The 24,696-nt window shown below is 33.3% G+C and carries 23 protein-coding genes; 14 read left to right on the top strand and 9 right to left on the bottom strand.

Annotated features, from left to right (window positions below):
* Positions 1-82: 82 nt before the first annotated feature.
* The 4 genes from ilvA to P2W75_RS00395 all read right to left on the bottom strand — a co-directional run bounded on the left by ilvA (position 83) and on the right by P2W75_RS00395 (position 4,883).
* Positions 83-1,327: a threonine ammonia-lyase IlvA gene (gene ilvA, locus P2W75_RS00410; RefSeq protein WP_276378502.1), complete on the bottom strand. Its 1,245-nt coding sequence runs from the start codon at positions 1,325-1,327 to the stop codon at positions 83-85.
* A gap of 270 nt (positions 1,328-1,597) precedes the next feature.
* Positions 1,598-2,134, bottom strand: a complete 537-nt coding sequence (locus P2W75_RS00405) for a DUF4136 domain-containing protein (RefSeq protein ID WP_207297524.1) — start codon at positions 2,132-2,134, stop codon at positions 1,598-1,600.
* A gap of 30 nt (positions 2,135-2,164) precedes the next feature.
* Complete coding sequence (locus P2W75_RS00400) at positions 2,165-4,141, bottom strand: urocanate hydratase (RefSeq protein WP_207297523.1); 1,977 nt, start codon at positions 4,139-4,141, stop codon at positions 2,165-2,167.
* A gap of 559 nt (positions 4,142-4,700) precedes the next feature.
* Entirely contained in the window at positions 4,701-4,883 is a 183-nt protein-coding gene (locus tag P2W75_RS00395) for a DUF5522 domain-containing protein (RefSeq protein ID WP_276379899.1), read from the bottom strand.
* Between the two features lie 114 nt (positions 4,884-4,997).
* Here P2W75_RS00395 and P2W75_RS00390 point away from each other — a divergent pair, with 114 nt between their 5' ends.
* From P2W75_RS00390 to P2W75_RS00370, 5 genes are all read left to right on the top strand, one after another.
* Positions 4,998-5,330 carry a hypothetical protein gene (locus tag P2W75_RS00390; RefSeq protein WP_276378501.1) on the top strand — a complete coding sequence of 111 codons (333 nt, stop codon included), beginning with the start codon at positions 4,998-5,000 and terminating at the stop codon, positions 5,328-5,330.
* 58 nt (positions 5,331-5,388) lie between these two features.
* On the top strand, positions 5,389-6,297 hold the full coding sequence (locus P2W75_RS00385) for a 1-aminocyclopropane-1-carboxylate deaminase/D-cysteine desulfhydrase (protein ID WP_276378500.1): 909 nt from the start codon (positions 5,389-5,391) through the stop codon (positions 6,295-6,297).
* Positions 6,290-7,189, top strand: a complete 900-nt coding sequence (locus tag P2W75_RS00380; RefSeq protein WP_276378499.1) for a glucosaminidase domain-containing protein — start codon at positions 6,290-6,292, stop codon at positions 7,187-7,189. The genes P2W75_RS00385 and P2W75_RS00380 overlap by 8 nt, the downstream gene beginning before the upstream one ends.
* Positions 7,190-7,261: 72 nt before the next feature.
* Positions 7,262-8,548, top strand: a complete 1,287-nt coding sequence (gene hemL / locus P2W75_RS00375; protein WP_276378498.1) for a glutamate-1-semialdehyde 2,1-aminomutase — start codon at positions 7,262-7,264, stop codon at positions 8,546-8,548.
* Between the two features lie 183 nt (positions 8,549-8,731).
* On the top strand, positions 8,732-9,193 hold the full coding sequence (locus tag P2W75_RS00370; protein WP_207297517.1) for a hypothetical protein: 462 nt from the start codon (positions 8,732-8,734) through the stop codon (positions 9,191-9,193).
* A gap of 62 nt (positions 9,194-9,255) precedes the next feature.
* On the opposite strand, the gene P2W75_RS00365 is transcribed toward P2W75_RS00370, so the two are convergent.
* Together P2W75_RS00365 and P2W75_RS00360 are read right to left on the bottom strand one after the other, a co-directional pair.
* Complete coding sequence (locus tag P2W75_RS00365) at positions 9,256-9,987, bottom strand: hypothetical protein (protein WP_276378497.1); 732 nt, start codon at positions 9,985-9,987, stop codon at positions 9,256-9,258.
* Between the two features lie 161 nt (positions 9,988-10,148).
* Positions 10,149-10,565, bottom strand: coding sequence for a hypothetical protein (locus P2W75_RS00360; RefSeq protein WP_207297516.1), 417 nt, complete (start codon positions 10,563-10,565; stop codon positions 10,149-10,151).
* A gap of 124 nt (positions 10,566-10,689) precedes the next feature.
* On the opposite strand from P2W75_RS00360, the gene P2W75_RS00355 reads away from it, so the two are divergent.
* Complete coding sequence (locus P2W75_RS00355) at positions 10,690-11,715, top strand: 2-hydroxyacid dehydrogenase (protein ID WP_276378495.1); 1,026 nt, start codon at positions 10,690-10,692, stop codon at positions 11,713-11,715.
* Between the two features lie 24 nt (positions 11,716-11,739).
* A complete protein-coding gene (locus tag P2W75_RS00350; protein ID WP_276378494.1) occupies positions 11,740-12,336 on the top strand; it encodes a hypothetical protein in 597 nt (198 codons plus the stop codon).
* 92 nt (positions 12,337-12,428) lie between these two features.
* Here P2W75_RS00350 and lysS read toward each other — a convergent pair whose 3' ends face one another.
* Positions 12,429-14,132, bottom strand: coding sequence for a lysine--tRNA ligase (gene lysS / locus P2W75_RS00345; RefSeq protein WP_276378493.1), 1,704 nt, complete (start codon positions 14,130-14,132; stop codon positions 12,429-12,431).
* A 310-nt stretch (positions 14,133-14,442) separates the two neighbouring features.
* Between lysS and P2W75_RS00340 the strand changes: the two genes are divergently transcribed.
* The 3 genes from P2W75_RS00340 to P2W75_RS00330 all read left to right on the top strand — a co-directional run bounded on the left by P2W75_RS00340 (position 14,443) and on the right by P2W75_RS00330 (position 17,049).
* Complete coding sequence (locus tag P2W75_RS00340; protein WP_276378492.1) at positions 14,443-15,195, top strand: hypothetical protein; 753 nt, start codon at positions 14,443-14,445, stop codon at positions 15,193-15,195.
* A gap of 5 nt (positions 15,196-15,200) precedes the next feature.
* The gene (lipB, locus tag P2W75_RS00335; protein ID WP_207297511.1) at positions 15,201-15,899 is read left to right on the top strand and encodes a lipoyl(octanoyl) transferase LipB; all 699 of its coding nucleotides are present in this window, start codon (positions 15,201-15,203) and stop codon (positions 15,897-15,899) included.
* A gap of 298 nt (positions 15,900-16,197) precedes the next feature.
* Positions 16,198-17,049, top strand: coding sequence for a nuclear transport factor 2 family protein (locus tag P2W75_RS00330; RefSeq protein ID WP_276378491.1), 852 nt, complete (start codon positions 16,198-16,200; stop codon positions 17,047-17,049).
* Positions 17,050-17,101: 52 nt separating this feature from the next.
* Here the strand turns inward: P2W75_RS00330 and P2W75_RS00325 are convergent, their stop codons facing one another.
* Entirely contained in the window at positions 17,102-17,764 is a 663-nt protein-coding gene (locus P2W75_RS00325; protein ID WP_207297509.1) for a ribonuclease HII, read from the bottom strand.
* Between the two features lie 168 nt (positions 17,765-17,932).
* Between P2W75_RS00325 and P2W75_RS00320 the strand changes: the two genes are divergently transcribed.
* The 4 genes from P2W75_RS00320 to P2W75_RS00305 all read left to right on the top strand — a co-directional run bounded on the left by P2W75_RS00320 (position 17,933) and on the right by P2W75_RS00305 (position 23,051).
* Positions 17,933-19,900 carry a putative porin gene (locus tag P2W75_RS00320; protein WP_276378490.1) on the top strand — a complete coding sequence of 656 codons (1,968 nt, stop codon included), beginning with the start codon at positions 17,933-17,935 and terminating at the stop codon, positions 19,898-19,900.
* A gap of 39 nt (positions 19,901-19,939) precedes the next feature.
* Positions 19,940-21,301: a pyridoxal-phosphate dependent enzyme gene (locus P2W75_RS00315; protein WP_207297507.1), complete on the top strand. Its 1,362-nt coding sequence runs from the start codon at positions 19,940-19,942 to the stop codon at positions 21,299-21,301.
* Between the two features lie 177 nt (positions 21,302-21,478).
* A complete protein-coding gene (locus tag P2W75_RS00310; protein ID WP_276378489.1) occupies positions 21,479-22,765 on the top strand; it encodes a DUF2851 family protein in 1,287 nt (428 codons plus the stop codon).
* A gap of 58 nt (positions 22,766-22,823) precedes the next feature.
* On the top strand, positions 22,824-23,051 hold the full coding sequence (locus P2W75_RS00305) for a PspC family transcriptional regulator (RefSeq protein ID WP_007810860.1): 228 nt from the start codon (positions 22,824-22,826) through the stop codon (positions 23,049-23,051).
* 48 nt (positions 23,052-23,099) lie between these two features.
* Here P2W75_RS00305 and P2W75_RS00300 read toward each other — a convergent pair whose 3' ends face one another.
* Positions 23,100-24,569, bottom strand: a complete 1,470-nt coding sequence (locus P2W75_RS00300) for an APC family permease (protein WP_207297505.1) — start codon at positions 24,567-24,569, stop codon at positions 23,100-23,102.
* Positions 24,570-24,696: the final 127 nt, after the last annotated feature.

Raw genomic sequence — 24,696 nt, 5'->3', positions numbered from 1 at the left:
TTACAAATCTAGAATTCAATTAGTAATTTTATATTTGATTTTTAAAAGGCTGTCATAAGTATTTGACAGCCTTTTATGTTTTTTATCCAATTAATTGTGTAAACAAATCCTGATTGTCATTTAGGTATTGAAATTCAAAACCATTTTGAGTCATATTCATTTTGATGGCCATAATATCGTTTTTGTTTTTCAGCTCTAATCCTACGACAACAGAACCTACTTCACGGTTGTTTTTCTTATGAAACTGGAAATATGTAATATCATCATCCGGACCTAAAATATTATTGACAAATTCTTTTAAAGCTCCCGGACGCTGCGGAAACTGAATCATAAAATAATGCATTAAACCTTCGTAAAGTAACGATCGTTCTTTAATTTCGGCAGTTCTTTCGATGTCATTATTACTTCCGCTCACAATGCAAACCACATTTTTTCCTTTGATTTTATCTTTATAAAAATCCAAAGCCGCGATCGTTAAAGCACCAGCAGGTTCTACTACCATTGCTTCTTCATTATACAATCTTAAAATCGTGGTGCAGACTTTTCCTTCGGGAACCAAAATCACATCTTCTAAATTATAACGGCAAATTTCAAAAGTTTTATCGCCGACTTGTTTTACAGCGGCACCATCTACAAATTTATCAATTGTTTGTAAAGGGGTATTTTTATTTTCTTCAATGGAAGTTTTCATCGAAGGAGCTCCTTTTGGTTCCACGCCAATAATTTTAGTATGTGGACTTAAATGTTTAAAAACTTCCGATAAGCCCGAAGCCAATCCGCCGCCGCCAATGGGAACAAAAACATAATCGATTGGTTCTTTAAAACTTTCTAAGATTTCTAATCCCACAGTTCCTTGTCCAGCGATTACTTTTTCGTCATCAAAAGGATGAATAAAAGTTTTATGATTTTTGATGGCATCAGCCGTTGCAGAAACATAAGCATCATCAAAAGTATCTCCCGTTAAAACAATTTCTACAAACGATTTTCCAAATAATTGAACTTGTTTTACTTTTTGTTTTGGAGTGGTTTTCGGCATGTAAATTTTACCGTGAATCTTTAGAAGATTGCAAGAATAAGCAACACCTTGTGCATGATTTCCAGCACTGGCACAAACGATTCCGTTTGCTTTTTCTTTTTCATTTAACGAAGAAATCTTATGGTACGCACCTCGAATTTTATACGAACGAACAATTTGTAAATCTTCTCTTTTTAATAAAATAGTCGATTCAAATTCGTCTGAAAGATTAAGGTTCTGTGTTAAAGGAGTCGCCGCAACTACATCTTCAAGCTGCTTTTTGGCGTTAAGTACTTCGTTGAATAAATCCATTTTGTTTGTTTTTCTGCCCCGAATTACACCAATTGAACTAATTTTTATTTTTAATTAAAAAGTAAAATGGTGAAAATTGGTACAATTCGGCGCTAATATTAAATTTCGTTTAAAATAAAAAACCTCCCGAGTTGGGAGGTTTATAAATTATATTTTACATACTGATATAACACCTCGCCATTACTGCTGAATTGCAATAATGCTAATAATAGCGATAATAATGTTAGTATAGTTTGTCATTTTAACTAATTGAATAGCAAAAATAGATAATTATTTTTTAACCGGCGGATATTGAGCTAAAATTTTGTTTACGAACTCAGCTACTTTCTCGTCTTTTTTGTCAACGTTTTTAGTTAAAGTTCCCTGACCTTCACCCTGCCAGATCATTTCTTTCTTTTTGGCATCGATTAAGTCAATATATAATGTGCCTTCAGTAGAAGTTGAAACCGAAGTCTGGTTACCGTACATCAACCACGGATTCCAACCCCAGCCCCAGCCATAACCCCAGCCAGCATTAAATTGATTTACATTTACCTGCTCTCTTGATTTGGTAAAAATGTTGACTAATAAATCAGGATTGTCACTTTTGGTTAAACCTTTAGCCTGCATTTCATTGTCGATGGCGTGAAGAATACGTCTTTTATCCAAATCAGAAACCTCGACCTTATCAATTCCGGGCTTAAAGAAAGCATACGTTTTATAGGGCGCAAAATCGACTGTTTTGTCATAGTCAGAATATACAGTTATACTGCTGCAAGAAGAAAGAATCAAAAGCAGCAAAATCGGAACTAATTTGAATGTTTTCATATTATTAAGAATTAAATGTTCTGTTTTAGTTTAAAGCAGACTTTCATCAACTAGGTTGGGTAAAGTTACTTTTAATAATGGCTCAACTTCCATTGCTCTTTTTATAGCAAAAACAGCACCTTCATTTCGAGCCCAGCTTCGTCTTGAAATTCCGTTGTTAACATCCCAGAAAAGCATTGATGCTAAACGTTTTGAAGCCTCTGTAGAACCATCAAGAACCATACCAAATCCGCCGTTTATAACCTCTCCCCAGCCAACGCCACCACCATTATGAATAGAAACCCAAGTTGCTCCTCTAAAGCTATCTCCAATCACATTGTGAATCGCCATATCGGCTGTAAAACGTGATCCATCATAAATGTTTGAAGTTTCTCTGTAAGGCGAGTCAGTTCCGGAAACGTCGTGATGATCGCGCCCTAAAACCACAGCGCCAATTTCACCTTTTGCAATGGCTTGATTAAAGGCTTCAGCAATCTTGATTCTTCCTTCTGCATCAGCATATAAAATACGAGCTTGTGAACCTACAACCAGTTTGTTTTCCTGCGCACCTTTAATCCATTTAATGTTATCCTGCATTTGCTGCTGAATTTCATTGGGAGCAGTTTCGGCCATTTTTTCTAAAACTTCACATGCAATGGCATCTGTTTTTAGTAAATCTTCCGGTTTTCCAGAAGTACAAACCCAACGGAAAGGACCAAATCCGTAATCGAAACACATTGGTCCCATAATATCCTGAACGTAACTTGGATATTTAAAATCGATATTGTTTTCTGCCATTACATCTGCACCAGCGCGGGAAGCTTCTAATAAAAAGGCATTTCCGTAATCAAAGAAATACGTTCCTTTTGCAGTATGTTTGTTGATAGCATCCGCATGACGGCGTAAACTTTCTTGAACTTTTTCTTTGAATAAATCAGGATTTTCAGCCATCATTTTGTTGGCGTCTTCAAACGAAATTCCAACCGGATAATAACCTCCAGCCCATGGATTGTGAAGCGAAGTCTGATCTGAACCTAAATCAATTTTGATATTTTCCTGATCGAAACGTTCCCAAACATCGACCACATTTCCTAAATAAGCAATCGAAACGGTTTCTTTTTTGGCTTTCGCCGAATTTACTCTGGCAACCAATTCATCCGTAGAAGTCACCACTTCATTAATCCATCCTTGTTCGTGACGGATTTTAGTAATCTTCGGATTTACTTCGGCGCAGACTGTAATACAACCTGCAATATTTCCGGCTTTTGGCTGCGCACCCGACATTCCGCCAAGACCAGAAGTAACAAATAAACTCCCTTCTGGATTTTGTTTTATTTTTCTAAAACCGTTTAAAACCGTAATCGTAGTCCCGTGAACAATTCCCTGCGGGCCGATATACATATAACTTCCCGCCGTCATTTGTCCGTATTGCGAAACCCCAAGAGCATTCATTTTTTCCCAATCGTCAGGTTTGGAATAATTCGGGATTACCATTCCGTTTGTTACGACCACTCTCGGCGCTTCTTTATGAGAAGGAAATAATCCCATTGGATGTCCAGAATACATCGTTAAAGTTTGCTCATCTGTCATTTCAGACAAATATTGCATGGTCAATAAATACTGTGCCCAGTTTTGGAAAACAGCTCCGTTTCCACCATATGTAATTAATTCATGCGGATGCTGTGCCACCGCATAATCCAAATTGTTCTGGATCATGTGCATAATCGCTTTTGCCTGCAATGATTTTCCTGGATATTCATCAATTGGTCTTGCGTACATTTTATAATCTGGGCGAAGACGATACATGTAAATACGCCCATAAGTTTCTAATTCTTCCGAAAATTCAGGAAGCAATTCAGCGTGGTGTTTTGGATCGAAATAACGCAAAGCATTTTTCAGCGCCAGCTTTTTTTCTTCTGCCGAAAGGATTTCTTTTCGTTTAGGAGCATGATTAATCGCTGGATCGTATGCCTGTTTTGGTGGCAATATAGAAGGTATTCCTTGTTGTATTTGTTCTTTGAAAGTCATTTTCTTTTTGAGGTGCTGAGTTGTTTTTTTTAAAGATACTAAGTTGCTAAGGTTCTAAGCTACTAAGGTATTCTTGTTAGATTAACAACAGATTAATTTTAGTGTTTAAATTATGTCGCCCCCGCTGGGGCTTAATGTGACGGGATGTTAATTAATGCTATAAATATGTCGCTCCTAACGGAGCTAATAAAACATATCCATTCCCAATATAAAGCCTTAGAAAGGCGAAATACTTATAGAAATAATTAATGACCAACCTAAAAGCTCCAGCGGAGCGAAATATTAATCGTTACAATTAGATTTTCAATTTGCGTTTGGGATTTAAAATTTAAAAATTGAAATTTATTTTTAATTATCTAATTTTCAAATCGCCACATTTTCTAATAAAAAAAAACTAGGGATAACGGATATCCGACCTATGATAGGATTTGTGGATTTTGATCCTGAATTTTCGTGAGTGGATATCCATTTTATAATTTTAGATTGTTGGTCTTAGATTGGAATTTGGAATTTTCAAATTTGGAATTTAATTTTCAAAATTATCAAATTGTCATATTTTCTAATTGCGTTTGCGAATTTCTCCTGTTCTTTTGTCAAAACCATATGGACAATGACGACAACCGCTTTTGCAGCAGTAACCACGTTTTAAATGATGTTTTTCAGTAAAGCATTTGTAACCTTCGGGTGTATAGTAAAAATCTTCGCCTTCGATTAATTTATTTTCATTACTTTGCTCTTTCATAAATCTGCTTCGGGTTCTTTTTCGAATAATTAAAATCAAAAATAAAAATATTTGATTATGATTTTATTCAAATCGAACAATTTTATAGCTACAAATTTATAAATTTTACAGCCAATGTTTCTGATTGTTGCTAAATATTTAATTCCGAACGGATATAGAGGAATGGCTGTATTTCCGTTTATTGTGATGAAATATGATTGTGATAAAAGAAATCAAACTTTTGTTAATCATGAAAAAATACATTTAAGACAGCAAATTGAATTACTCATTCTTCCGTTTTTTATTTGGTATATTTTGGAATTTATTATTCGTTTAATTCAGTACAAAAACAAAGATTTGGCTTATCGAAATATTAGTTTTGAAAGAGAAGCTTACGCAAAAGAAACCGATTTGAATTATCTTAAAAACCGATCTTTTTTTCAGTTTCTAAAGTATATCAAGCAATAAACTTTAAGATATTAAAAATGAATTATCCCTTTTGACTTTCGACTTTCCAACTAAAAAAATGAATCCAGTTTTCAATCAATCTTTAAATATTCAATTTCCGAATGCTATTTCGGTGACCATAAAGCGCGAAGATCTCATTCATCCTTTTGTGTCTGGAAATAAATTTAGAAAACTAAAATACAATCTGCTTCAGGCAAAAGCCGAAAACAAAGACACTTTATTGACTTTCGGTGGAGCATTTTCCAATCATATTGCCGCTGTAGCTTATGCGGGAAAAGAGCAAGGATTTAAAACTATAGGAATCATTCGCGGAGACGAACTTTTTGATAAAATAGAAGAAAATCCAACTCTGAAATTTGCGCATGAAAACGGAATGCAATTCGAGTTTATTTCGAGAGAAGAATATCGTTTAAAAAGTGAAAATTCATTTATAGAAAAACTAAAAAATAAGTTTGGCGATTTCTATCTGGTTCCCGAAGGCGGTACAAATGAATTGGCTGTAAAAGGCTGCGAAGAGATTTTGACAGGCGAAGATTCGGTTTTTGATTACGTTTGCTGTGCAGTTGGAACTGGCGGCACGATTTCGGGATTAATTAATAGTTCGCTGCAAAATCAGAAAATTTTGGGTTTTCCAGCGTTAAAAGGTGACTTTTTAAACGATGAAATTCGTATTTTTGCAAAAAAAGATAACTGGAATTTAATTTCTGACTATCATTTTGGAGGTTATGGCAAGATAAATTTAGAATTAATTGAATTTATTAATGCTTTTTTTGAAAAGAATAAATTGCCTTTAGATCCAATTTATACAGGAAAGATGGTTTTTGGCGTTATAGATTTAATACACAAAAATTATTTTCCTGCCCATTCAAAAATTTTACTCATTCACACAGGCGGATTGCAGGGAATTGACGGAATGAATATAAAGTTGAAGCAGAAGAAATTACCAATACTCAAAACCAATGATTAAAAAAATTGTATTACTTCTCGTAATATTAGCTTTAGCAAGCTGCTCGTCTAGTAAGCCTGCCATCGCGACGACTAAAAAAGCGGCAGCAGTTCAATCTCGAACAGCTTCAACAAAAAGAAGTACTCCTGCTAAGCCAATTGCCAAAAATTATCCTTCTACAAATAATACAACTGAAGTTATTCAATCTACTTCCAAAACCGTTGTTACCAGTGATTTAATTAATAATTATGTGTTGCAGTACAAAGATATTGCAATGGGAAACATGAAAACGTACGGAATTCCTGCGAGTATTATTTTAGCGCAAGGAATTTTAGAATCGGGTGCGGGTAGAGGAGATTTAGCGGTAGATGCTAATAATCATTTTGGAATAAAATGCCATAATGATTGGTTAGGAGAAAGTGTCCGCCATGATGATGATTCGGCTCAGGAATGTTTTAGAAAATATAGAGAGGCTTCGGAATCGTATAGAGATCACGCGTTGTTTTTAGTTGGTAAAAAGCGATACGCTACTTTATTTACTTACGAAAAAGACGATTACAAAGCTTGGGCAAAAGGATTGAGAGCAGCAGGTTATGCCACAGATCCGAAATATCCTGATAAGTTAATCAGTTATATCGAACGTTACAATCTGCATCAATACGATTGTCAGGTTACGGGAAAAAATTATGTGCCCATTAATGCTTCGGCTCCAACAAGAAGTTCATCTTCAGTGGCTAATTCCGATCTAAAGATTAATATGAGTTCAAATGATCCAAATTTATACGAAGTTCAAAAAGGTGATACTTTGTACTCTATTTCAAAGAAATTCAATTTATTAGTTGATGATTTAAAGCAGAAAAATAATCTGACTGATAATGCGATTTCGATAGGGCAGAGGCTGAAAGTGAAGTGATTTTTTTAGTTTCAGTTACAGTTTACAGCCAATCTAAAATCTAAAGTCTAAAATCAGAAATCTAAAATTATAATGTTATATAAAAGAAGTAGTCAGCTTTTTGCTGAAGCAGAAAAAGTAATTCCGGGAGGAGTAAATTCACCAGTAAGAGCATTTAAAGCCGTTGGCGGAACTCCGATTTTTGTAAAAAGTGCAAAAGGCGCTTATTTGTATGATGAAGACGGAAATAAATTAATCGATTATATTAACTCTTGGGGACCAATGGTTTTAGGTCATGCATATCAGCCGGTTGTTGATGCTGTGATTGAGAAAGCAAAATTAGGAACATCATTTGGAATGCCAACAGAATTGGAAACAGAAATCGCTGCTTTGGCCGTTTCTATGGTTCCAAATATTGATAAAATACGTTTTGTAAATTCAGGTACAGAAGCTTGTATGAGTGCAATTCGTTTAGCTCGCGGATTTACAAAAAGAGATAAAATTATAAAGTTCGCAGGTTGTTACCACGGGCATTCAGATTCATTTTTGATTCAGGCGGGAAGTGGAGCAGTTACTTTTGGTTCGCCAAATAGCCCTGGAGTTACAGAAGGAACTGCAAAAGATACTTTACTAGCAAAATACAATGATTTAGAGAATGTAAAAACGCTTGTTGAAGCTAATAAAGGAGAAATTGCTGCCATTATTATTGAAGCCGTTGCAGGAAATATGGGATGTATTCCGCCTCAAGAAGGTTTCTTGCAAGGATTACGAGATTTGTGTACGGCAAACGGAATTTTATTGATTTTTGATGAGGTAATGACAGGTTTTCGTTTAGCTCGCGGTGGCGTTCAGGAATTGTATGGAATTGATGCTGATATCGTGACTTTTGGAAAAGTTATTGGTGGTGGACTTCCAGTTGGAGCTTTTGCAGCGCGTGAAGAAATCATGAATTATTTAGCGCCTCTTGGACCAGTTTACCAAGCCGGGACATTATCTGGAAATCCGTTAGCAATGGCTGCTGGATTAGCAATGTTGAAAGCGCTTGATTCAGACAGAGAAATTTTTACTCGTTTGGAAGAAAAAACAGCTTATTTAGAAGCTGGAATCGATAGAGTTTTAAAAGCGAATAATGTTGTTTTTACCATCAATAGAGTTGGTTCTATGATTTCGGTTCACTTTGATGCAAATCCAGTAACCGATTTCCAAACGGCTGCAAAAGGAGATAACGAAACGTTTAAGAAATTCTTCCACGGATTATTGCAAGAAGGTGTTTACATCGCGCCATCTGCATACGAAACGTGGTTTATTACCGATGCATTGACGTACGAAGATTTAGATTTTACAATTAATGCAATTGATAAAGTATCAAAATCATTTTAATAAAAAAGGAGGCTTTAAGCCTCCTTTTATTTTTATGTTTATTTGTTTTGTTCTTAGTGCTTTTCTTACCTTTCATTTCTATATTAAATATTGCCTTAATCTGTTATTAATAAGATTTTTAAGAGCTATTTAATAGCTTTCAAAAGGATTTATTTGCATCTATAAATTGTAAAATTTACAAAAATGGAGCATAAATTTTGGGGAAAGATTAATGAAAATTGGATAGGTTTTCTAAGTGATGTAAAGTTTAAAATTCCTTACCTAAAAAAAGAAGAAATAGAGATATATTTAGGAAGAGATAGAAGTATTCCAGATGAGCAAGAAATGGACGATTATGAAAAAACTTTTCGCAGTTTTTTGGATAATATCAAAGATGCAATGGATGAAATAAAAAAAGAAACTTTTACTCGATATAAAAATATTTACGCAAAATATTATGAGGATTTTAATCGATCAGGAGAAGAACCTCTTAATATTGATAACGATGAGAAGCATTTTGAATATATACAAGATATTTTATATATAAGAATATTAAAAAGAAATACGCTGAAAATTCTTATACGATATGATTTGGATCCTGAACATGGTATTGAAATAAAAATGAAGAAAAATAAAATAATTGCAATTGGTGGTATTGCGGCTTAATCATATTAAGAAAAAGAACAATAAAAAAGGAGGCTAAAAGCCTCCCTTTTTTACAACCGAGATTATTTTTTGTCTTTTCTGTGTTCTTTCATTTTGTTTTTATGCTCTTTTTTCATTGCAGTCCATTTTGTGTATTGATCAGCAGTTAAAATCGATTTCATTTTGGCGTCATAAGCTTTGTGGTCTTCTTCCATTTGTTTTTTCATAGCTTTTTTTTCAGCGTCGGTTGGTGGAACACCAGAATCTTTTCTGCTTTTTTTAAGCATCGCCATTTTTGTGCTTCTGTCAGATAAAAGTTCACTTACTTGTTTTTGCTGATCTGCATTCAAGTTTAAATCTGTTGTCAGTTTCTGTAAATGCTCTTTATTACGTTCCTCAGGTGATTTATGATCTTTACCTTTATGATCGTGTTTACGTTCTTCTTTTAAAGCAGTCCATTTTTTATATTGATCAGCATTTAAAATAGATTTCATTTTAGCATCATTAGCTTCTTTCTCAGCATCCATCTGTTTTTTGAAAGCTACTTTTTCTTCAGGAGTTGGGATTGTTTTGCTGTCTTTGCGAGTTTGTTTGAATTTTTCAACTTTCGCACTTCTTTCTGCAATAAGCTGTTTTACTTGTTCCTGTTGTTTTTTATCTAAATTTAAATCAGCAGTTAATTTTTGTAAATGCTTTTCGTTACGTTGTTCTGGAGTTAGTTTTTCTCTTTGATCACGTGTCGGTTTCTGATTAACGGCTTGTGCAAAACTTATCATTCCCACGAATAATAAAGCTGCGATAAATACTTTTTTCATAATTGTTTTTTTTAAAGGTTTATGCCATTTAGACTTCAACAGATTTATTAAGTTTAATGAGATTGTCAGATTTATCTTTTATTTAACAGAAGTTATTAATGAAAACCTAAATTGGTTTCAAATAAAAAAGAGGCTTTAACGGCCTCTTTTTCTAAAGTATTTTAGTTTTTATCTTTTCGATATTCTCTTATTCTATCTTTAGCTTTTTCCTTGTTTTCTTCCTGAATAGATTTCCATTTTGTATACTGGTCAGCATTCAAAATAGATTTCATTTTAGCATCATTGGCTTCTTTTTCAGCTTTTAATTCATTTCTAAAAGCTTCTCTTTCTGATGCAGTTGGCTTAACGTCGCTATCTTTTTGTGCCTCTCGAGCTTCTCTTAATTTTTCAACTTTTGCACTTCTGTCTGCTAAAAGCTGTTTAACCTGAGCCTGCTGATTAGTATCAAGATTTAATTCTGTAGTTAATTTTTGTAATTGTTTTTCGTTTCGCTGTTCAGGAGTAAGTCTTTCTTTTTTGTCTTGTGCAAAACCTGCTATTCCAACGAATAACATAGCTGCGATTAATAGTTTTTTCATGATTTATTTCTTTAAAGGTTATGTGGCTTAGATATCTTTTTTATCAATAGGTTTAATCTGACTTTTGAAAATATTTTCTTATTTTTAGGGGATCAACAAATTATAATCTCAAGAATCAATCATTATGAGTTTAGCGAGTACTTCCACTAGAAATAAAATTGCTTTTTTCTCAACACAGCCTTACGATAAAACCTTCTTCAATACCTACAATGAAGATTTTGGTTTTCAATTGGACTTTTTTGAAACACAGTTAAATCAGCAGACTGCTGCTTTAATTGAAGAATGTGAGATTGTCTGTGTTTTTGTAAATGATATTGTAAACGAAGCTGTAATAAAACAATTGGCAGAGAAAAACGTAAAAATAATTGCCTTGCGCTGTGCCGGTTTTAATAATGTTGATTTAGAAGCGGCGAAAAAATATAACCTCAAAGTTTGCCGAGTTCCGGCTTATTCTCCACAAGCAGTTGCAGAACATGCAATGGCAATGATTTTGACTTTAAACAGAAAAACACATAAAGCATACAATAGAGTAAGAGAACAGAATTTCTCTTTAAACGGATTATTAGGTTTTGATTTGTATGGGAAAACAATCGGAATTATTGGAACGGGAAACATTGGAAAAGCTTTTGCGAAGATAGCATTAGGTTTCGGCTGTAAAGTTTTGGCTTATGATATTGTCGAAAATGATGAAATGATAAAAAATGGCGTTTCTTTTGTGAGCTTAGAGGAAATCTTTAAATCAAGCGATATTATTTCGCTTCATTGTCCGCTGAATGATCAGACAAAACATGTTATCAACAAAACCTCTATTTCGTTTATGAAAGAAAATGTGATGATAATCAATACAAGCCGAGGCGGGTTAATAGAAACGGCTTGTGTTATTGAAGGTTTAAAAGAAGGGAAAATTGGTTATCTCGGAATTGATGTTTACGAACAGGAGGAGAAATTGTTCTTTAGAGATTTATCGGCAGATATTATTCAAGATGATGCGATTCAGCGTTTAATGAGTTTTCCGAATGTTTTGGTAACCGCACATCAGGCGTTTTTTACCAACGAAGCTTTAACGCAGATTGCCTTGGTGACTTTCAATAATATTAAATCTCTTTTGGAGCAGAATGATATTGAAAACAAAGCTGCATTATTAGTTTAGCGTATAATTAAATGAAATCAGATTATGAAAAATAAAATTCTAATTCTAATAGGAATTTTGGCATTTTATTCCTGTCAAAATAAGAATGATTCAAAGAATATTGTAAAGACTATTGTTCAAGATACATTGTCCAAAACATTGGGTGGAACGGCAGATTTAAGCGATGTTCCAACTAAGGATGACAAAGAAGTTGAGTTAATCAGAAAGCAATTAAAAGTGTTGTTGAAAAATGATCTTAAAGCTATATCAAAAGAAGATCGTTATTTTTATTACGAAGCTTTCGATTTAAACAACGATCAGGATAATGAATATTTTGTAGGTTTCTCAAATTCCTATTTCTGTGGAAGCGGAGGTTGCTCAGGATATATTCTGAATACTGATGGTTCTTTAATCAATTCGTTTACCGTAACCGATTTTCCGATTTTAGTAACAACATCGATCACTGAAAAATTTTATGATTTATTGATCAAAAGTGATGGATTATATCATTTGATAAAAATGAAAAACGGAAAATATCCATCAAATCCTTCTGTTGAAGAAAAATGGAAAGGAGATGTTCCTAAAGAAAGTACAAAGGTGCTGGATATTTATGACAAGAAATTAGAGAAGTATTCGTTTTAAAAAGCAATAAAAAACCCGACAGATTTTTAAAATCTGTCGGGTTTGAAATATTATAAAATCAAATTGGAATTTGTATTTTTTAAGATTGGAATTTAACCAACAAGTTCCACAAATTTAAACTCACCGTCAACAACAACTTTAGTCACACCGTGCTTCGATAAGTTTTTCATAGATGCATCCCATTTCTTACCGCTTAAATTAGCCGTAATTTTTAACTGCTGAAGATCCATTTTGTCTTCATTTTTTTTCAACAAATCTACAATAAACTTCTCTTCATCAGAAAGTTCAATCTGAGCTGATTTTTTCTCAGGACGCATTTGTGGGAATAATAAAACTTCCTGTATAGAAGCATTATTTGTTAAATACATAATCAAACGATCCATTCCAATTCCCATTCCAGAAGTAGGAGGCATACCGTACTCAAGTGCTCTTAAGAAATCCTCGTCGATAATTCCGTTTGCTTCATCATCACCTTTTTCAGAAAGACGCATTTGGTCTTCAAAACGCTCTCTTTGGTCAATTGGGTCATTCAATTCAGAATACGCATTTGCGATTTCTTTTCCGCAAACCATTAATTCAAAACGTTCTGTCAAATCTGGATTATCGCGGTGCTCTTTACAAAGCGGAGACATTTCTTTTGGATAATCTGTAATGAAAGTTGGCTGAATATAATTTCCTTCACATTTCGCTCCAAAAATCTCATCAATCAATTTTCCTTTACCCATAGTTTCGTCAACCTCGATTCCCATTCCGCGTGCTGCTTCAAACAATTCTTGTTCGGTTTTACCAGAAATATCAAAACCAGTAAAATGTTTGATAGAATCGGTCATCGTAACACGAGCGTAAGGCGCTTTAAAGTTGATTTTGTGCTCGCCAAAAGTAACTTCACTAGTTCCGTTAACAGCAATTGCACAATGCTCTAATAAACCTTCTGCAAATTCCATCATCCAGTTGTAGTCTTTGTAAGCCACATATATTTCCATTGCAGTAAACTCAGGATTATGCGTTCTGTCCATTCCTTCGTTACGGAAGTTTCTAGAGAACTCATAAACACCTTCAAATCCACCCACAATTAACCTTTTCAAATACAATTCGTTTGCAATACGCATATAAAGCGGAATATCAAGCGAGTTGTGGTGCGTAATAAATGGACGCGCAGAAGCTCCACCAGGAATTGATTGTAAAACTGGAGTGTCAACTTCTAAATATCCTGCATCGTTAAAATAACCACGCATTGCCGTAAATAACTTAGTACGTTTAATAAAAGTTTCTTTAACCTGAGGATTTACCGTTAAATCTACATAACGCATTCTGTAACGCAATTCAGCATCGTTAAACGCATCGTGTACATTTCCTTCTTCGTCAACTTTTGGCAACGGAAGCGGACGTAATGTTTTACTCAAGAAAGTAAAACCAGTTACGCGAATACATTTTGCACCAACTTGTGTCGTAAACAATTCCCCTTCAATACCAATAAAATCACCTAAATCGGTTAATTTTTTGAAAACTTGGTTGTATAAAGTTTTATCGTCGCCTTCACATAAAACATCACGGTTTACGTACAATTGAATACGTCCTTCACTGTCTTGTAACTCAGCAAAACAAGCTTTACCTTGATCACGAACACTCATCAAACGTCCTGCAACGATAACCTTCTTACCTTCTTCAAATGACTCCTTTATCTGCTTAGATGTATGATTTACAGGAAAAAGATTAGCTGGATAAGGATTAATACCTAAGTTGCGTAAGTTTTGAAGTTTTTCTCTTCTGATGATTTCTTGTTCTGATAATGCCATTTTTGCTCTATTTTTTTAAGTGTGCAAAGATAAAGAAAAGAATGTAGATTTTAGAATGCAGATTTTAGATTTTTTGCAGCATCAAATTATTGGGTTTCAATGACCTTTAGTCCCGCTATCCACTTGTATCTTTTCCTTGCTAAAGAAGCAAGAAAAAGGATACCGCTTCTATCGGGGCTAGATTAGAAATTTTCGATTTCACAAACCATTTGTGTTTTAAAGCAACGAAGAAACTTAGTGCCTAAGTACCTTAGCCTCTTAGAACCTTAAAAATAAAAAAGTTCGTATCTTTGATAAAAAATTGTAAACAATGAAATTATATAAATTATTAAGTCTTTCTTTTCTATTCGCAACTTTAACAAGCTGTACTTTTACTGAAAATATTTATATTAATGATAACGGAACTGGGAAATTTTCTGTCGATATGGACGGTTCTGCTTTAATGGAAATGGCTGGTGATCAAATTGGTAACCAGATGGGCGCTAACGCTAAAAAAGATATCGACTCTACTTTTACTTTCAAACAATTATTTGCTGAGAAAAAAGACAGTATCGCTAAATTATCACCGGATGTTCAAAAAGAACTTAAAAAACTGGAAAACTTTGTCGTGACAACAAAAATGAGTTCAGAAAAGAAACAGTTTTTAATGACAATGGCAACAGATTTTAAAAATGTAAATGAACTTCAGGATATTTTACAAACGGCAAGCTCACTTCAAAAACTAGAAGGAGGAGCAAATGCAAACCCGCTGGGAAGTGGTTTTGGTGATAACAAAAGCAAATTAAGTTACACGTATGACGGAAAGAAATTTACCAGAAAAGCTGTAATTGATCAGCAAAAATTAGCAGCAAAGGCAAAAGATTCGGCTGCAGATATGTCAAAAATGATTTTTGCGTCATCCAATTATATTGTGAAATACCATTTTCCAAAAAAGATTAAGAAAGTTTCTAATCCAAATGCGTTGTTTAGCGACGATCGAAAATCAATTACAATTCAATACCCTTTTACGGATTATATGGAGAATCCGGACAAACTTAACTTTGACGTTGAGTTTGAAAAATAATCAAAATGAATAAAAAAATTCAACTTCAGGATCTGGGAAAAAGAGATTATAAATCAACTTGGGAATATCAAGAAGAGATTTTTAAAGATATTGTTGATTTAAAAATCAAGAACAGAAGAGAAGAATTAGATCTGCCAACACCTAATTATTTATTATTTGTTGAGCATCCGCATGTGTATACTTTAGGCAAAAGCGGCGATCTGGAAAACTTATTATTAAACGAAAAACAATTAGAAGCCAAAGGAGCGACTTTTTATAAAATCAATCGTGGCGGCGACATTACATATCACGGACCTGGACAAATTGTAGGCTATCCTATTTTAGATTTGGAAAATTTCTTTACGGATATTCACAAATACCTGCGTTTACTAGAAGAATCTATTATTCTAACATTGGCAGAATACGGATTAGAATCGGGGAGAAGTGAAGGAGAAACGGGTGTTTGGCTGGGTGTAGGAACTCCGTTTGCACGTAAAATTTGCGCGATGGGAGTTCGAGCTTCACGCTGGGTAACCATGCACGGATTCGCTTTAAATGTAAATGTCGATTTAGGCTATTTTGATAATATTATTCCGTGTGGTATTCGAGGAAAAGGAGTTACTTCTTTACAAGTCGAACTTGGTGTGGAAAAAGTAGATGAGGAAGAAGTAAAATCCAAAATTGTCAAACATTTTAAAGATTTGTTTGAAGCCGAATTTGTTTAAAAAACTTCAAAATATAAACCGTTTCAGATGCATATTTGAAACGGTTTTTTCTTTTTCTTTAAATAATTAAGATGCTTTTCTTAAGCAGCAGCAGAAATTTTAGAATATAATACAGCGTAAGTTTTAGACATAAAATCGCATTTTTAGAAAAATATATTCGAAAAATGTAAAAAAGAGTTCCCAAAAGTTAAGATTTTGAAGGGATGACAAATTACAGAGTATACTGGTTTTGTTGTTGTATTTATACTAAATTTGGTTGTGTTGTTATGAAATCCCAATTATTTTAATGAAAATGCTTATGAGAAAAATTTACTTACTCTGTTTCCTTTTTATACTTAGCGGTCTTTCTGCCCAAAAGAAAGATAAATTATATCCCATTACGATTTATGAAAAAGCATGGCAGGAAAAGAATAATGATGCCAGACTAAAACTTATAAAATCGATTTGGCTAGAAGACAGTACTTTTGAAGATCCATCGGCATCTATAAAAGGAATTGCGGCATTTAATAATGTGATAGCTGAATTTTACAAAAAAAATCCAGATGCGGTTTTAACATCAGGAGCCAAAGTTGTAAAAGACAATTATGTAACTTGGGAATGGAAAGTTCTGGATTCAAAAAGCAATGTTATCATGACTGGACGTGATTTTGCCAGATTAAACGGCAAAGGTCAGGTAAGTAAAATTATTGGTTTTTGGGACAAAGAAGTAACAATGTCTGAAGCGGATGCTTTAAAAAAACTCGAATCAGAAAATTTTAATGTAGTGGCTCAATATTTTGAATCTGTTTTTAAAACTAAAGATTTTATTAAAATGTCGGCATTAATCGAAGACGGAGCGATTTATAATCAGGCAGAAGGACTTCCATATGGCGGAACCTATACAGGATTTACAGAATGGACTAAAATGTTTACAAAGTCGGCTGAATTCTTTAGTTTGGAAGTAGAAAAAGAACCAACTTATTTTAGTGACGCTTCTAAAAATGAAGTCATTATTTATTTCACTATAAAATGTACTGCTAAAAAATCAGGTAAATCACTTTCAATGCCTATTTCAGAACACTTTGATTTGAAAAACGGAAAAATTACGGCAATACGACCGTTTTATTTTGATACGAAACAATTTGCAGAGTTTTTAAAAAGCAAAAAGTAATAGCTGCAATTCTATACTAATAAAAAAGACCTTCATGAAAAGGTCTTTTTTATTAGAACAAATCCAATTCTAATTGTTCGGGTAAGAGTCTAAAACTCATTCGGTGGTATTTTGTTGTACCAAATTCTTTAATTGCTTCCCGATGTTCTTTTGTTGGATATCCTTTGTTTTGTTTCCAGTTGTACATTGGAAATTCCTCGTGAATTTGATCCATATATTCGTCACGGTACGTTTTGGCTAAAATAGATGCGGCGGCAATGCTTAAATATTTTCCGTCACCTTTTATAATGCTTTGGTTTGGAATCGATTTTAAAAGAGCAATTTCGTCTGTAGAAAACTGTCTTCCAAAAGTATTTTTGAGTCCAAGTTTAGCATTTAAAGAACGATTTCCATCCACAATAATAAATTCAGGAATATGTTTTAATTTCAAAATACATTCCTGCATACCTTTCATCGAAGCATTTAAAATATTGATTTCATCAATCTCATCCGGAAATAAATGTGTTACAGCAAAACAAAGAGCTTGTTCTTCAATTACAGGTCTTAACAGCGCTCTTGTTTTTTCAGACAATTGTTTACTGTCATTTAAAATAGCATTCTCAAAATCTGCTGGGAGAATTATCGCAGCTGCCGTTACAGGACCTGCAAGACAGCCTCGTCCTGCTTCATCAGTTCCGGTTTCTAAAACAAATCCTGAGAAATTTTTTTCAAGCATTTTTGATTTTTTTAATACAGTTGAGGTGAAATTTTCCACAAAAATATTCGTTTTGATACTGTCTGCCAAGGCAATTGTATAAATTGAAGTGTTTTTTTATTTATTTGTTTTTATAATTTACCTTTGCTTAGCAAATTTTGTCAAAATAATTTTATATAAAGCCATCAAATGAGAATATTCATTTTTCTATATCTATTAGTAGTTCCAACTTTATTGTTTTCTCAGGGAAAGCCTGCTTCTAAAAATAATTTAGATATGAACACCCAATATTCAAGCATAACAGATACAGTAAAAAAGAAAAAATCAAAGATTGCTACTATAGATCAATATAAGATTATTTCATTAGAACACGACACGATTTATGCCGATACTTCGCTGACTCTTAAGAGTGCTTATAAACAAAATCATCTTCGAAAAGATCTTTTTGGGCTTTTGGAATTGCCAAACATTGGCCAGCCGATAAATACTTTACAATACAGTTTAACAAGTTTTTCGCCCTATCCAGAAATTGGTTTCAACGGAAAACATTTTAATTACATTCAGGCAGATGAAGTACGTTATTATTCGGCAGCAACACCTTTTACTGAACTGTTTTTTAATACGACTATCAATAAAGGGCAAAACGTAGATTCATTTATTACTTTAAATACTTCAAAAAATCTTAACTTTTCTATTGCGTATCGTGGTCTTCGTTCAGAGGGAGATTACATTAATCAGTTGGTAAGTTCAGGAAGTTTTAGGTTTACAACGAGTTATGCGACTACCGATAAAAGATATGCTATAAACGGACATTTTACATATCAGGATAATTTGAATGAAGAAAACGGAGGTATTACAACACCAGAAGATTTTGAAAGCGACAATCCAGATTTTAAAAACCGCCAGCGTCTGCAAGTATATTTAACAGATGCCGAATCACTTTTAAAAGGAAGACGTTTGTTTTTTGATCATGCTTTCAGAGTAAATCCAAAAGAAGGCAATAATAATTTATACATCAACCATCAGTTTAATTATGAAAGTAAAGCGTTTGAATATAAACAGCCAACTGTTCTTTCAATAGTGGATGGTGAAGAAGTACAACGTTTTGGAGAATCGTATGTAACGAGTAATATAAACGATCAAACTCATTTTGAACGACTGTATAATAAAGTAGGATTGGCTTATGAAAATTCTCTTTTAGGGAAATTTCACTTTTTTGTAGATGATTACCGCTCTAATTATGAGTATGGCAAAATCATTGTTTTTAAGGACGGAAGAACAATTCCAGACAATTTATTTCTTCAGATTAATAATTTTGGAGCGCAGTATGAATATCAAAAAAACAAATGGAACGGACGATTTTTGTATACTAGATCGATTACAAACCAGTCACTTTCTGATCTTGATGCTAAATTGCGTTACAACTTAAATGAGAAAATCCAGTTTGATTTCAGATATAGAAACATCAACAAACTGCCAAATAACAATTTCAATTTATACCAAAGCAGTTACGTACAATATAACTGGTCGAATAATTTTAAAAATGAGAAAATTAATTCGCTTGGAGCAGCTATTTACACGCCTTGGTTAAATGCAGAAGTGCAATACACGGTCTTAAACGATCATTTATATTTTAAAGATGTTTCAACTGCTGCACAAACAGCATTGCAAACTCAGATTATCAATCCGGCACAATATGGAAATGCCGTTAATTACCTTGAAATAAAAGCCAATAAAGAATTCAAATTCGGGAAATTCGGATTTGATAATACCTTGTTATATCAAAAAGTTGATCAGTCAGAATCAATCGTAAACGTACCTGATTTCGTGACTAGAAATACATTGTACTATTCAAATTACTTTTTCAAAAAAGCATTGTATGCACAAGGAGGAGTTGTATTGAATTATTTCACCAAATATTATGCTAATGGATACAATCCTGTAATTGGAGAATTCTATGTTCAAGATGCCAAAGAAATAGGTGATTTTGCAACAATTGATCTTTTTATAAATGCAAGAATTCGTCAGACTCGTTTTTATTTGAAAGGAGAACATATAAATGCTCTTTTTTCAAAAGGAAACTATTACTCGGCGCCTAATTATCCATACCGTGATTTTGTAATCAGATTTGGTTTGGTTTGGAATTTCTTCCAATAAAAGGTGTCTTTCATCAGAACCACTATAAACTTAAAATAAATGGACTTTTCAAATAATATTTTAGAAACAATCGGCAATACGCCATTGGTAAAACTCAACAAAATTGTTGCTGAAATTGATGCGTTAGTATTGGCAAAAGTCGAAACCTTTAATCCTGGAAATTCTGTAAAAGACAGAATGGCCGTAAAAATGATTGAAGATGCTGAAGCAGACGGCAGATTAAAACCAGGCGGAACTATTATTGAAGGAACTTCTGGAAATACCGGAATGGGATTGGCACTTGTTGCTATTGTAAAAGGATACAAACTGATTTGTGTAATCTCAGATAAACAGTCGAAAGAAAAAATGGATATTCTTCGTGCCGTTGGTGCGAAAGTGGTCGTTTGCCCTACGGATGTGGAGCCAACAGATCCGCGTTCGTATTATTCAGTTTCAAAACGTCTGGCTGAAGAAACACCAAATTCATGGTATGTAAATCAGTATGATAATATGTCAAATTCATTGGCACATTATGAGCAGACTGGACCTGAAATCTGGAAACAGACAGAAGGAAAAATTACACATTTTGTAGTTGGAGTTGGAACAGGAGGAACTATCTCTGGAGTTGGAAGATATTTAAAAGAGAAAAATCCAAACATCAAAATTTGGGGAATCGATACGTACGGTTCTGTTTTTAAAAAGTACCATGAAACAGGAATTTTTGACGAAAATGAAATTTACTCTTATATAACGGAAGGAATTGGGGAAGACATTCTGCCTAAAAACGTAGATTTCTCTTTAATTGACGGATTTACAAAAGTAACAGATAAAGATGCAGCAGTATATACGAGAAAGATTGCTTTAGAAGAAGGAATTTTTGTTGGGAACTCAGCAGGAGCTTGTATAAAAGGTTTGTTACAGTTAAAAGAACATTTTAAACCAGATGATGTAGTTGTGGTTTTGTTTCACGATTCAGGAAGCCGATATGTTGGAAAAATGTTTAATGACGATTGGATGCGTGAGCGTGGTTTCTTAGAAGAAAATGTAACCAAAGCCGAAGACGTAATCAAAGATCATATTGATAAAGAATTGATCGTGGTTCGTACAGAAGAATTGGTTTCGCATGCTATCGAACGTATGCGTAAATACAAAATTTCTCAAATTCCGGTTGTAGATATAAATGGTTTTGTAGGTTCTGTAGATGAAACAGATTTATTTAGAAGTTATGTAGCTGATAAAAACGTAGCCGAAAAACCAATTAAAGAAGTAATGGGCAAACCATTTCCAATTGTAAAAATGGGAACTCCAATTGAGGAAGTTTCGAAACTTTTCTCAAAAGAAAATGATGCCGTTTTAGTTGATTTAGGAAACGGTAGTCATCATATTATTACGAAATACGATATCATTGGCTCAATAAAATAAATGATATTTGAAATAGGCTAATCCATAAATCCAATTGTTTTAATTGGGTTTATGGATTTTTTTATGAATAGTAACTACATGTAGAAAATATTTAGTCGTTAAAACTTCTTTTATTTTGTAAGAATAGTATTAAATTATTTATTTTTGGATTTTAATTATATGCCTTAAAATCTAAAAATGAAAGAAGACTTTCTTCACTATATCTGGAAATTCAAAAAGTTCGATATACTTGACTTAAAAACGGCACAAAACGAACCAATCCTTATTATCAAAACTGGTGAATATCTTGAACTATCAGGTCCTGATTTTTTTAATGCGCAATTGAAAATAGGGAACCAAAAATGGGCTGGCAATATCGAAATACATTTAAAATCTTCCGATTGGTATTTGCACAATCATGAAAAAGATCCTGCTTATGAAAACGTAATTCTTCATGTTGTCTGGGAAAATGATACTCCGATTTACAGAAAAGACAATACTGAAATTCCAGTTTTGGTTTTAAAAGAATATGTCTCCAAAGAAATAATAGAAAATTATAATGCTTTAGTTTCTCCAAAAACATGGATTTCCTGCGAAAAACAAATTAAAGAAATAAATGGTTTTGTTTTCAAAAATTGGCAGGAACGATTATTTTTTGAAAGATTAGAACGAAAATCGGAGTTTGTTTATCAACTTTTAGAAGAAATGAATCAGGATTGGGAAGCTGTTTTATTTTGCCTTCTAGCTAAAAATTTCGGTTTAAATACAAATGGAAACTCCTTTTTGCAAATTGCTAAATCATTGCCTTTTTCGGTTGTTAGAAAAGAAAGTTTTGAAGTAGAAAGTCTTGAATCACTATTTTTAGGAACAGCAGGTTTATTAGATGCTGAAAAAGAAGATCTGTATTTTAAAGATTTAAAGTTTAAGTATTTTTTTCTTCTTCATAAATATCAGCTGGAGAAAAAACATATTGATCCGATTTTGTTTTTTAAACTACGTCCAGATAATTTTCCAACTATTAGACTTTCCCAGCTTGCGGCTTTATATCATAAACATCAAAATTTGTTTTCTAAAATAATCAGTATAAAGACAGTCCAGAATGTTTATGAACTTTTCAATGTATCAGCAAGTTTGTATTGGCACAATCATTATCAGTTCGATAAAGAAAGTGCAAAAAAAGGAAAGTCTTTGTCAAAGTCATTTTTAGATTTAGTAATAATCAATACTGTAATTCCAATTCAGTTTGCGTATTCAAATGTAATGGGAGAATCAATTGCAGAAGATTTAATCGATTTGATGCATGAAACAACATCAGAGAAAAATGCCATTACAGATAAGTTTGATTCATTCGGAATAAAGTCAAAAAACGCATTTGAAAGCCAATCATTGCTTGAACTTAAAAATGAATACTGCAATGATAAAGCGTGTTTAAAATGCGCTATAGGACTTGAATTATTAAAAAATAATCAGATAACTGGAGATTAAAAAATGAGATAATTAGATTATTCTTATTTTTGTAAAAAATCTAAATCTAAAATTAGAAATGTCAGCTATTTTAAAACTTAAATTCTTTTTTGAAAAATACGGTTTTCACGTGTCTTCAAGGCTTGCAGACAAGCTTGGAATGCGTGTAACGAGTGTGAGATTATTTTTTATCTATATATCGTTTGTAACCGCTGGTTTAGGTTTTGGAGTTTATCTAACTCTTGCCTTTTGGATTAGATTGAAAGATTTAATTCGCGCCAAAAGAACTTCAGTATTCGATTTATAAAAAAAGCTCCAATGTAAATTTGGAGCTTTTTCTTTTCAAAATAGTATTTTATTCTTCAGTAGTTGTATCATTAAGTCTTGATCTTTTTTTACTGTATCCAAAGTAAACTATAATACCAACAGCAAGCCATCCAAGCGATAATAATTGAGCATCAATACTCAAGTTTATAATAAGGTAAGTGTTGATTGCGATTCCTAAAACAGCAATAACTGGTAACGCAGGAACTTTAAATGTTCTGTTTAAACCTGGTTGTTTTACTCTTAAAATCCAAACGGCAATACAAACCATTGTAAAGGCAAACAAAGTACCAAAACTAGTCATGTCGGCTAATTTGTTGATTGGTGTAAACGCAGCAACAGTTGCGATGATAGCACCTAAGATCATTAAGTTCGTTTTTGGAGTTCCAGAAATAGGATTTACCTTAGAGAAAACAGATGGAATTAAACCGTCTTTAGACATTCCAAGGAAAATTCTAGATTGTCCCATAATCATTACCATTAATACCGAAACTAGACCTATAGTTGCAGCAACAGTGATAATAAAACCAGCCCAGCCTTGTCCAGCAATATCAAATGCATAAGCAACAGGAGCTTTAATAGCTTCAGGGTATTTTCCTAGTGGGTTAAAATCTTTATAGTTCATCATTCCTGTTAATACTAAAGAAACAAGAATATATAAAGTAGTACAAATTAATAAAGAAGCGATGATCGCAAATGGAACATCTTTTTTAGGATTAATAGCTTCTCCAGCTTGTGTAGAAACGGCATCAAAACCAACGTAAGCGAAGAAAATTGCTGCTGCTCCAGAAACAATTCCTCCAATTCCGTATGCATTGTGAGTAGTTTCTTTTTCAATAATTTGAGTGGCATCTGGGATAAATGGGCTCCAGTTTGCTGTATTAATAAAGAAAAGACCAGCTATAATTACAAAGATTACTGCAGATACTTTTAGGATAACGATTGCATTATTTGCTTTTGCAGCACTTTTTGTTCCTTTAATAAGTAATGAAATTACTAAAATAACGATCAAAAAAGCCGGAAGGTTCATAGAAAACCCTTCTCCTGTATAACTAGCAGGATCTGTAGTAAGCCATTCTGGAAGTTTTATATGAAATAGTTTAAGCAATTTATTAAAATATCCTGACCAGGAAACGGCGACTGTCATGGATCCCATTGCATATTCGAGAATAAGCCCCCATCCAATTATCCAAGCAAAAATTTCTCCAATTGTACCATAGGCATACGCATAAGCAGATCCTTCTACAGGTAAAATTGAAGCAAATTCAGAATAACAAAGAGCGGCAAAAACGCAGGCAATACCTGCAATAATAAACGAAATTGCTAAAGCTGGACCTGCATGGTAATATGCTCCCGTACCGGTAAGTACAAAAATTCCTCCACCGATAATGGCACCAACACCAATGGCAGTAAGACTCCATTTTCCAAGGACTCTTTTTAAATCACTTTTTTTCATATCGGCCTCAAAGGCTGATATTGGTTTAACTCTCCAAATTGACATACTATTTTATTGGTTTATTTGTTATTAAGTGCCAAATGTATTGTTTTTTGTAAAAAATAAAAACAATTATCATGTTTTAAGTTATAAAATATTTAAATTTTTCTAGATAAAATTATTGGGTTTGCTT

This window comes from Flavobacterium sp. H4147 (assembly GCF_029360735.1).
GTDB classification, from domain to species: domain Bacteria; phylum Bacteroidota; class Bacteroidia; order Flavobacteriales; family Flavobacteriaceae; genus Flavobacterium; species Flavobacterium endoglycinae.
The sequence above is the reverse complement of the archived record's forward strand: the minus strand, read 5'-3'. Positions and strand labels throughout refer to the sequence as shown.

What these genes read in the sequence shown, in the direction of transcription:
- ilvA (WP_276378502.1), bottom strand. Translation starts at nt 1,327, where the DNA reads ATGGATTTATTCAACGAAGTACTTAACGCCAAAAAGCAGCTTGAAGAT.
- P2W75_RS00405 (WP_207297524.1), bottom strand. Translation starts at nt 2,134, where the DNA reads ATGAAAACATTCAAATTAGTTCCGATTTTGCTGCTTTTGATTCTTTCT.
- P2W75_RS00400 (WP_207297523.1), bottom strand. Translation starts at nt 4,141, where the DNA reads ATGACTTTCAAAGAACAAATACAACAAGGAATACCTTCTATATTGCCA.
- P2W75_RS00395 (WP_276379899.1), bottom strand. Translation starts at nt 4,883, where the DNA reads ATGAAAGAGCAAAGTAATGAAAATAAATTAATCGAAGGCGAAGATTTT.
- P2W75_RS00390 (WP_276378501.1), top strand. Translation starts at nt 4,998, where the DNA reads ATGTTTCTGATTGTTGCTAAATATTTAATTCCGAACGGATATAGAGGA.
- P2W75_RS00385 (WP_276378500.1), top strand. Translation starts at nt 5,389, where the DNA reads ATGAATCCAGTTTTCAATCAATCTTTAAATATTCAATTTCCGAATGCT.
- P2W75_RS00380 (WP_276378499.1), top strand. Translation starts at nt 6,290, where the DNA reads ATGATTAAAAAAATTGTATTACTTCTCGTAATATTAGCTTTAGCAAGC.
- hemL (WP_276378498.1), top strand. Translation starts at nt 7,262, where the DNA reads ATGTTATATAAAAGAAGTAGTCAGCTTTTTGCTGAAGCAGAAAAAGTA.
- P2W75_RS00370 (WP_207297517.1), top strand. Translation starts at nt 8,732, where the DNA reads ATGGAGCATAAATTTTGGGGAAAGATTAATGAAAATTGGATAGGTTTT.
- P2W75_RS00365 (WP_276378497.1), bottom strand. Translation starts at nt 9,987, where the DNA reads ATGAAAAAAGTATTTATCGCAGCTTTATTATTCGTGGGAATGATAAGT.
- P2W75_RS00360 (WP_207297516.1), bottom strand. Translation starts at nt 10,565, where the DNA reads ATGAAAAAACTATTAATCGCAGCTATGTTATTCGTTGGAATAGCAGGT.
- P2W75_RS00355 (WP_276378495.1), top strand. Translation starts at nt 10,690, where the DNA reads ATGAGTTTAGCGAGTACTTCCACTAGAAATAAAATTGCTTTTTTCTCA.
- P2W75_RS00350 (WP_276378494.1), top strand. Translation starts at nt 11,740, where the DNA reads ATGAAAAATAAAATTCTAATTCTAATAGGAATTTTGGCATTTTATTCC.
- lysS (WP_276378493.1), bottom strand. Translation starts at nt 14,132, where the DNA reads ATGGCATTATCAGAACAAGAAATCATCAGAAGAGAAAAACTTCAAAAC.
- P2W75_RS00340 (WP_276378492.1), top strand. Translation starts at nt 14,443, where the DNA reads ATGAAATTATATAAATTATTAAGTCTTTCTTTTCTATTCGCAACTTTA.
- lipB (WP_207297511.1), top strand. Translation starts at nt 15,201, where the DNA reads ATGAATAAAAAAATTCAACTTCAGGATCTGGGAAAAAGAGATTATAAA.
- P2W75_RS00330 (WP_276378491.1), top strand. Translation starts at nt 16,198, where the DNA reads ATGAGAAAAATTTACTTACTCTGTTTCCTTTTTATACTTAGCGGTCTT.
- P2W75_RS00325 (WP_207297509.1), bottom strand. Translation starts at nt 17,764, where the DNA reads ATGCTTGAAAAAAATTTCTCAGGATTTGTTTTAGAAACCGGAACTGAT.
- P2W75_RS00320 (WP_276378490.1), top strand. Translation starts at nt 17,933, where the DNA reads ATGAGAATATTCATTTTTCTATATCTATTAGTAGTTCCAACTTTATTG.
- P2W75_RS00315 (WP_207297507.1), top strand. Translation starts at nt 19,940, where the DNA reads ATGGACTTTTCAAATAATATTTTAGAAACAATCGGCAATACGCCATTG.
- P2W75_RS00310 (WP_276378489.1), top strand. Translation starts at nt 21,479, where the DNA reads ATGAAAGAAGACTTTCTTCACTATATCTGGAAATTCAAAAAGTTCGAT.
- P2W75_RS00305 (WP_007810860.1), top strand. Translation starts at nt 22,824, where the DNA reads ATGTCAGCTATTTTAAAACTTAAATTCTTTTTTGAAAAATACGGTTTT.
- P2W75_RS00300 (WP_207297505.1), bottom strand. Translation starts at nt 24,569, where the DNA reads ATGTCAATTTGGAGAGTTAAACCAATATCAGCCTTTGAGGCCGATATG.